Origin of the sequence: Flavonifractor sp. An306 (assembly GCF_002159455.1) — a bacterium.
Lineage (GTDB): Bacteria > Bacillota > Clostridia > Oscillospirales > Oscillospiraceae > Flavonifractor.
In genome coordinates this window covers 42,162-50,384 of record NZ_NFIQ01000023.1, presented here as the reverse complement: position 1 = coordinate 50,384, position 8,223 = coordinate 42,162, and the positions used below count along the sequence as shown (strand labels likewise).

The 8,223-nt window shown below is 64.1% G+C and carries 6 protein-coding genes; 4 read left to right on the top strand and 2 right to left on the bottom strand.

What is annotated here, in order from left to right:
• The coding region (locus tag B5F88_RS07755; RefSeq protein WP_087343887.1) for a TetM/TetW/TetO/TetS family tetracycline resistance ribosomal protection protein at nucleotides 1-1,956 on the bottom strand (1,956 nt) is incomplete at its 3' end.
• A gap of 236 nt (nucleotides 1,957-2,192) precedes the next feature.
• Between B5F88_RS07755 and ppdK the strand changes: the two genes are divergently transcribed.
• Entirely contained in the window at nucleotides 2,193-4,832 is a 2,640-nt protein-coding gene (ppdK, locus tag B5F88_RS07750) for a pyruvate, phosphate dikinase (protein ID WP_087343884.1), read from the top strand.
• A 114-nt stretch (nucleotides 4,833-4,946) separates the two neighbouring features.
• Here the strand turns inward: ppdK and B5F88_RS07745 are convergent, their stop codons facing one another.
• Complete coding sequence (locus B5F88_RS07745) at nucleotides 4,947-5,555, bottom strand: recombinase family protein (protein ID WP_087343881.1); 609 nt, start codon at nucleotides 5,553-5,555, stop codon at nucleotides 4,947-4,949.
• A gap of 239 nt (nucleotides 5,556-5,794) precedes the next feature.
• Here B5F88_RS07745 and B5F88_RS07740 point away from each other — a divergent pair, with 239 nt between their 5' ends.
• From B5F88_RS07740 to prmA, 3 genes are read left to right on the top strand one after another with little or no spacing between them, the layout of a single operon-like run.
• Entirely contained in the window at nucleotides 5,795-6,352 is a 558-nt protein-coding gene (locus B5F88_RS07740; RefSeq protein ID WP_087343878.1) for a DUF1836 domain-containing protein, read from the top strand.
• A 20-nt stretch (nucleotides 6,353-6,372) separates the two neighbouring features.
• Nucleotides 6,373-7,245: a DegV family protein gene (locus B5F88_RS07735; RefSeq protein ID WP_087343876.1), complete on the top strand. Its 873-nt coding sequence runs from the start codon at nucleotides 6,373-6,375 to the stop codon at nucleotides 7,243-7,245.
• On the top strand, nucleotides 7,245-8,186 hold the full coding sequence (gene prmA, locus B5F88_RS07730) for a 50S ribosomal protein L11 methyltransferase (RefSeq protein ID WP_087343873.1): 942 nt from the start codon (nucleotides 7,245-7,247) through the stop codon (nucleotides 8,184-8,186). Before B5F88_RS07735 ends, prmA begins: the two co-directional genes overlap by 1 nt.
• Nucleotides 8,187-8,223 lie beyond the last annotated feature (37 nt).

Here is an 8,223-nt window from a genome sequence, read left to right as displayed (position 1 = left end):
GGGAGCGGGAGCCTCCTCCGGCGGCGGGGCGTCCAGGGACAGGCCGCTGTCCACGTGGGCCATCTCCTTCACCTGGTCCCACTTCACATTGTACCCCGCCCCGTGGGCGCAGAACACCGAGCCGGTGGGGTTGTCCACGTCCCGCTCCGGGTCGTAGCCCATGGCCTCCACCACGGCCTGCTGGTCGTGGCAGGGGAAGTAGCTCTTTAGGGAGCAGTTCAGCCGCCCCATGCCCCTGGTGTAGGCGGCCACCTCCCGGCCGTAGTCCCGCAGGCCCGCCACCGGGGCGGTTCCGGTGAGCACGGTGGTCTCCCCGACGGTCTCCGGCGGGTCGCAGTCGCCCCCCATCCGCTGGAGGTCGCTCATGGCCCGGCCCACCTGGGGGGCGGGCACCTCCAGCCGGAAGGCATACCAGGGCTCCAGCAGAATGTTTTCCGCCTCCATCAGTCCCTGGCGCACCGCCCGGTAGGTGGCCTGCCGGAAGTCACCCCCTTCGGTGTGCTTCAGGTGGGCCCGCCCCGCCAGCAGGGTGAGCTTCACGTCGGTGAGGGGGGAGCCGGTGAGCACCCCCGGGTGGGCCCGCTCGGCCAGGTGGGTGAGGATGAGCCGCTGCCAGTTGCGGTCCAGCACATCCTCCGGGCAGGCGGTGGACAATTCCACGCCGCTGCCCCGTTCTCCCGGCTCGATGAGCAGATGTACCTCGGCGTAGTGCCGCAGGGGCTCATAGTGGCCCACCCCGATGACGGGGGCGGCGATGGTCTCCCGGTACACGATGCCCCCCTGACCGAAGGACACCTCCAGGTCAAACCGCTCCCGGATCAGCCGCTGCAGGATCTCCAGCTGGACCTCCCCCATCAGCTGGGCGTGGATCTCCTGCAAGCGCTCGTTCCACACCAGATGGAGCTGGGGGTCCTCCTCCTCCAGCTGGCGCAGCTTCTGCAGGGCGGTCACCGGGTCCTGGCCCTGGGGCAGCTCCACCCGGTAGGTGAGCACCGGCGTCAGGGCGGGGGGCGTCCCCTCCCCCTCGAAGCCCAGGCCCTGGCCTGCGGCGGCGGCGCTCAGGCCGGTGACCGCCACGATGCTCCCTGCCGGGGCCTCCTCCGCCAGCTGGAATTTCCGGCCGGAGTACACCCGCAGCTGGTCGGCCTTGTCCTGCCAGCCGGGGCCCTCCAGCAGGGTCTTGACCTTTAAACTGCCGCCGGTAATCTTCATCCAGGCCAGCCGGGCCCCCTGCTCGTCCCGGGAGATCTTGAAGATCCGGGCGCCGAAGTGGGCGGGGTACACCGGCCGGGGGGCGTATTGCTCCAGCCCCTGGAGAAAGTCCGCCACCCCCTCCAGGCGCAGGGCCGAGCCAAACCAGCAGGGGAACAGCTTCCGTTGGGCGATGAGGGCGGTGAGGGCGGCGTCGGGCACCAAGCCGTGCTCCAGATAGTCCTCCAGCAGGCCCTCGTCGCACAATGCGGCCTGCTCGTACAGGGCGGGCTTGTCCAGGAAGTCGGCGCACCCATCGTCCAGCTGCTCCCGCAGCTTGGCCAGCAGTTCCCCCCGGTCCGCCCCCGGCAGATCCATTTTGTTAATAAAGAGGAAGGTGGGCACCTGATACCGCTCCAGCAGCCGCCACAGGGTATGGGTGTGGCCCTGGACCCCGTCGCTGCCGCTGACCACCAGAATGGCGCAGTCCAGCACCGAGAGGGTGCGCTCCATCTCGGCGGAAAAGTCCACGTGTCCCGGGGTGTCCAGCAGGGTGAGCTCCACCGTCTCCAGGGGCAGCACCGCCTGCTTGGAGAAGATGGTGATCCCCCGCTCCTTCTCCATGGGGTCGGTGTCCAGAAAGGCGTCCCCGTGGTCCACCCGGCCCAGCTTTTTCAGTTTTCCGCAGGCGTAGAGCAGCCCCTCGCTGAGGGTGGTCTTTCCCGCGTCCACGTGGGCCAGGATGCCCACAGCCAGTCTTTCCATAGCCGACTTCCTTCCTGTCAGATGCAGTTCAGTATATCATGTTTCGCCCCCCGGGGCAACGAAAAGCACAGTGCGCAACCATCTGACCGGCAAGTATAGAAAAACAGCGGGAAACCCACGGAGTTTTTAAACAAAATAATTGGGAATCCCTTGCAATCTCAGGACAAGATGGTATAATAGCACCGGTTGGCATATTTGAGTATCGTAAGAGCAAAGAAATCTAGGAGGAATGTAAAATGAGCAATGCTCACAAGTATGTATACTTGTTCTCCGAAGGCAACGGCTCCATGCGGGAGCTGCTGGGCGGCAAGGGCGCTAACCTGGCTGAGATGACCAGCCTGGGTATGCCCGTGCCCCAGGGCTTCACCATTACCACTGAGGCCTGCACCCAGTACTATGAGGACGGCGAGAAGATCAACGACGATATCCAGGCCCAGATCATGGAGTATATCTCCAAGATGGAGGAGATCACCGGCAAGAAGTTCGGCGATATGGAGAACCCCCTGCTGGTCTCCGTCCGTTCCGGCGCCCGTGCCTCCATGCCCGGCATGATGGATACCATCCTCAACCTGGGCCTCAACGAGCAGGTCGTGGAGGTCATTGCCAAGAAGTCCGGCAATCCCCGCTGGGCCTATGACTGCTACCGCCGGTTCATCCAGATGTACTCCGACGTGGTCATGGAAGTGGGCAAGAAGTACTTTGAGGAGCTCATTGACAAGATGAAGACTGCCCGGGGCGTGACCCAGGACGTGGAGCTCACCGCCGACGACCTGAAGGAGCTGGCCGAGCAGTTCAAGGCTGAGTACAAGGAGAAGGTGGGCACCGACTTCCCCTCCGACCCCAAGGAGCAGCTCATGGGCGCCGTCAAGGCCGTGTTCCGTTCCTGGAACAACCCCCGCGCCATTGTGTACCGCCGCATGAACGACATCCCCGGCTCCTGGGGCACCGCCGTCAACGTGCAGTCCATGGCCTTCGGCAACATGGGCGACGACTGCGGCACCGGCGTGGCCTTTACCCGTAACCCCGCCACCGGCGAGAAGAAGCTGATGGGCGAGTTCCTGACCAACGCCCAGGGCGAGGACGTGGTGGCCGGCGTGCGCACCCCCATGCCCATCAGCCAGATGGAGGAGAAGTTCCCCGAGGCTTACAAGCAGTTCGTGGAGGTTTGCCAGACTCTGGAGAACCACTATCACGACATGCAGGACATGGAGTTCACCGTGGAGAACGGCAAGCTCTATATGCTGCAGACCCGTAACGGCAAGCGTACCGCCGCCGCCGCTCTGAAGATCGCCTGCGACCTGGTGGACGAGGGCATGATCACCGAGAAGCAGGCAGTGGCCATGATCGACCCCCGCAACCTGGACACCCTGCTCCACCCCCAGTTCGACCCCGACGCGCTGAAGAAGGCCACCCCTGTGGCTACCGCTCTGCCCGCCTCTCCCGGCGCCGCCTGCGGCAAGATCGTCTTTACCGCCGATGACGCCAAGGAGTGGGCCGCCCGGGGCGAGAAGGTGGTCCTGGTCCGTCTGGAGACCTCTCCCGAGGATATCGAGGGCATGGTGGCCTCCCAGGGCATCCTCACCGTCCGCGGCGGCATGACCTCTCACGCCGCCGTCGTGGCCCGCGGCATGGGCACCTGCTGCGTCTCCGGCTGCGGCGCCATCAAGATGGACGAGGAGAACAAGAAGTTCGAGCTGGCCGGCCGCACCTATGTGGAGGGCGACTGGATGAGCCTGGACGGCTCCACCGGCAACATCTACGGCGAGGCCATCCCCACCGTGGACGCCTCCATTTCCGGCGAGTTCGGCCGCATCATGGCCTGGGCCGACGAGTTCCGTGACCTGAAGGTGCGCACCAACGCCGATAACCCCCGTGATACCGCCCAGGCCGTGAAGTTCGGCGCGCAGGGCATCGGCCTGTGCCGTACCGAGCACATGTTCTTCGAGGCCGACCGTATCCCCGCTATCCGGGAGATGATCTGCTCCGACACCGTGGAGCAGCGTGAGAAGGCTCTGGCCAAGCTGGAGCCCATGCAGCAGGGCGACTTCGAGGCCATGTACGAGGCCCTGGAGGGCCGTCCCATGACCATCCGCTTCCTGGATCCCCCGCTGCACGAGTTCGTGCCCACCGAGGAGGCCGACATCGAGCTGCTGGCCAAGGACATGGGCAAGAGCGTGGCCGACATCAAGGCCATCATCGCCTCCCTGCATGAGTTCAACCCCATGATGGGTCACCGCGGCTGCCGTCTGGCCGTCACCTATCCTGAGATTGCCGCCATGCAGACCCGCGCCGTCATCAAGGCCGCTCTGAACATCAACGCCAAGCACCCCGACTGGAAGATCGTGCCCGAGATCATGATCCCCCTGGTGGGCGAGGTCAAGGAGCTGGCCTTCGTGAAGAAGACCGTGGTGGAGACCGCCGACGCCATCATCAAGGCTGCCGGCAGCGACATGACCTATATGGTGGGCACCATGATCGAGATCCCCCGTGCCGCCCTCACTGCCGACGAGATCGCCAAGGAGGCTCAGTTCTTCTCCTTCGGCACCAACGACCTGACCCAGATGACCTTCGGCTTCTCCCGCGACGACGCCGGCAAGTTCCTGGAGTCCTACTACACCAACAAGATCTATGAGAGCGATCCCTTCGCCCGCCTGGATCAGAAGGGCGTGGGCAAGCTGGTGAAAATGGCCGCTGAGCTGGGCCGTTCCACCCGCCCCGACCTGAAGCTGGGCATCTGCGGCGAGCACGGCGGCGACCCCTCCTCCGTGGAGTTCTGCCACAATGTGGGTCTGGACTATGTGTCCTGCTCCCCCTTCCGTGTGCCCATCGCCCGTCTGGCTGCCGCCCAGGCTGCTATCAAGAATCCCCGGAAATAAGATTTCCCCGGAGCGTATAGGGTAAATAACGCCCGCCCCGAGCTATCAGGCTCGGGGCGGGCGTTTGTCTGGCCCAGGCCAGCCTCCTTTTTAAAAAATTAAGCTGGGATGATTTTACAGAGCCGGGCGGGCGCAGCGGGCCTTGGCGTGCCGGAGAAAGGTCTGGTAGGAGATGCCCAGCCGCCGGGAGGCGTCCCGGGAGGAGATCTCCCCCTGCTGCCACAGCCCCGCCAGACGGTCAAAATCGGCGGGCAGCTGGATGGGCTTGCGGCCAAACTGGGTGCCCCGCAGCTTGGCCGCCGCGATCCCCTCCGCCTGCCGCTGGCGGATGTTCTGCCGCTCTGTCTCCGCCACATAGCTGAGCAGTTGAAGCACAATGTCGGCAATCAGTGTGCCGGTCAGGTCCCGGCCCTGTCGGGTGTCCAGCAGCGGCATGTCCAGCACCACAATGGCCGCACCCACGGTCTTGGTCAAGTGGGACCACTGCTCCAGGATCTCCTTATAATTGCGGCCCAGGCGGTCAATGCTCTTGACCACCAGTATGTCCCCCCGGCACAGACCGCCCACCAGCTGCTGGTAGAGGGGCCGGTGAAAATCCTTCCCGGACAGCTTTTCCACCACAATATGCTCCTCCGCCACGCCAAACGCCCGCATGGCGGCCAACTGCCTGGCCTCATTCTGATCCCTGGTGGATACCCGCACATAGCCGTAGGTATTGTTCATCCCCGGTTGCCTCCTTATCTGTCTATAGAATATGTTTCCTAGTTTATCAAAAGGGGGGAAGAAAAAACTGCCAGAGACAAAAAAGGAGAAAAGAGGGGCACTGCATGACATAATTTTGTTATGTGAGCACAAAGGGCTCTTTTCAGTTCTCAAAGGACTTTACTTCCCAAAAAGTAATGTGGTATAATTGGACGAAAATTTTGTGATATGGTTTTGAAAACCAGAAAGGGGGGCTACCTTTGGAGGAAATCCGTGAACTGAAAGAGCGCCTGGAGCGGGAACGGCCGGTGGCTTGGGAGGAGCTCCCGGACATCGGACTTTATATGGATCAGCTCATCAGCTATATGCCCCGCCAGCTCATCCGCTATGGGGAGGGAGAGAACCTGACCTCCGCCATGGTGAACAATTATATCAAGGACGGGGCCATGCCCCGGGCGGAGGGCAAGCGGTATTCCCGCACCCATCTGGGCTGTCTGACCGCCCTGTGCGCCCTCAAGCAGGTGCTGTCGGTGAAGGACGCCGCCCTGCTGCTGGACGCGGCGGCGGAGGGGCAGGAGCCCCAGGCCCTGTACGCCCAGTTTCAGGAGGAGCTGGACCGGGCCCTGGACGTGACGGCGGGCAGCCTGGACGCCAGCGACCGGGAGGAGGACCTGCCTGATCTGGCCCTGGCTCTGGCCCTGCGCAGCTATGCCGACAAGCTGGCCTGCCAGCGCCTGCTGGAGCTGATCCGGGAGCGGCGGCCCCAGCCGGAAAAGGGGAAAAAGAGCAGAAGCGGCCGGGAACATCCGGCGGATTGAATACGGGAGGCTATAACAATATGAATGATTACGTTTTGTTTACCGACTCCTCGGCGGACCTGTCCCAGCAGCTGGTAGAGGAGCTGGGGGTGGAGGTGCTGCCCCTGTGCTTTACCATGGGAGACAAGACCTACCGGAACTGGCCCGACAACCGGGAGATGGACCCGGAGGAGTTTTACCGCATGCTGCGGGAGGGAGCCATGGCCACCACCTCGGCGGTGAACGTGGGGGACTACACCGAGGCCCTGACCCCCTTCCTGGAGGCGGGAAAGGACGTGCTGGTGCTGGCCTTCTCCTCCGGCCTGTCCGCCACCTGCAACTCCGCCCGGATCGCCGCCCAGGAGCTGAATGAGCAGTACCCCCAGCAGCGGGTCCGCGTGGTGGATACCCTGTGCGCCTCTCTGGGCCAGGGCCTGCTGGTATGGCATGCCGCCAAGCTGAAGCAGGCGGGCAAGAGCCTGGACGAGGTGGGAGACTGGGCGGAGGAAAACAAGCTCCGCCTGTGCCACTGGTTCACCGTCAGCGACCTCCATTTCCTCAAGCGGGGAGGCCGGATCTCCCCCGCCACCGCCGTGCTGGGCACCATGCTGTCCATCAAGCCGGTGATGCACGTGGACGATGAGGGCCACCTCATCAAGGTGGGCACCGCCCGGGGCCGGGGGGCCTCCCTGAAGGCCCTGGTGGACCATATGGCCGAGACCGCCGACGACCCCGGCAATCAGGTGGTATTCATCAGCCACGGCGGTTGTCTGGAGGACGCCCAGAAGGTGGCCCAGGACGTGAAGGCCCGCTTCGGCACCAAAGAAGTGGTCATCAACTACGTGGGGCCGGTGATCGGCGCCCACTCCGGCCCGGGCACCGTGGCCCTGTTCTTCCTGGGGAGTAAGCGCTGATGGAAGATATCAAGTGGCTGGAGGTGACCCTGGACACCACGCAGGAGGAGCTGGACGGCCTGTGCGCCCGGCTTACCGCCAACGGCGTCACCGGGTTCGCCATTGAGGACGAGGAGGATTTCAAATCCTTCCTGGAGCAGAATCATCAGTACTGGGACTATGTGGATGACGAGCTGCTGGAGCGCATGAAGGGCGTGTGCCGGGTGAAGTTCTACGTCACCGACGACGCCGACGGCAAAAAGCAGCTGGCGGCGTGGACGGCGGGCATTGACCAGCCCTACACCGCCGCCCCCCTGGGGGACAACGACTGGGCCCACTCCTGGCAGAAGTATTACCAGCCTATGGCGGTGGGAGAGAAGCTGTATATTGTGCCCGAGTGGATGCGGGAGGACCCCGTTCCGGCGGGCAAGACTCCTCTCTACCTCAACCCCGGCCTCACCTTTGGTACCGGCAGCCATGCCTCCACCCAGCTGTGCCTCATGGGGCTGGAGGAGTACACCGTGCCGGGCAAGCCGGTGCTGGACCTGGGCTGCGGCAGCGGTATTCTGTCCATTGCCGCCCTGTCCCTGGGGGCCTCCCACGCCGCGGCGGTGGATATCGACCCCAAGGCGGTGGATGTGGCCTACGAAAACGCCGCCTTCAACGGCATCGGCAGGGACCGATACCGGGTGCTGGCGGGCAACGTGCTGGACGATGGGGACCTGGTGGCCGACCTGGCGAAGGAGAAGTACGCCCTGGTGCTGGCCAACATCGTGGCCGACGTGATCATCCCCCTGTCCGCCACGGCGGGGGCCTTTATGGACGAGGGGGCGGTGTTCCTCTGCTCGGGGATCATCGACACCCGGGCCGACGAGGTGGCCGCCGCCCTGGAGAAAAACGGCCTGCACGTGTTCAAGCGGCGGGAGCAGAAGGGCTGGGTCTCCCTGGCCGCCCGGCGGTAAATCCAAAAGAGAAAGGAACGGTTCCATGGAACCGTTC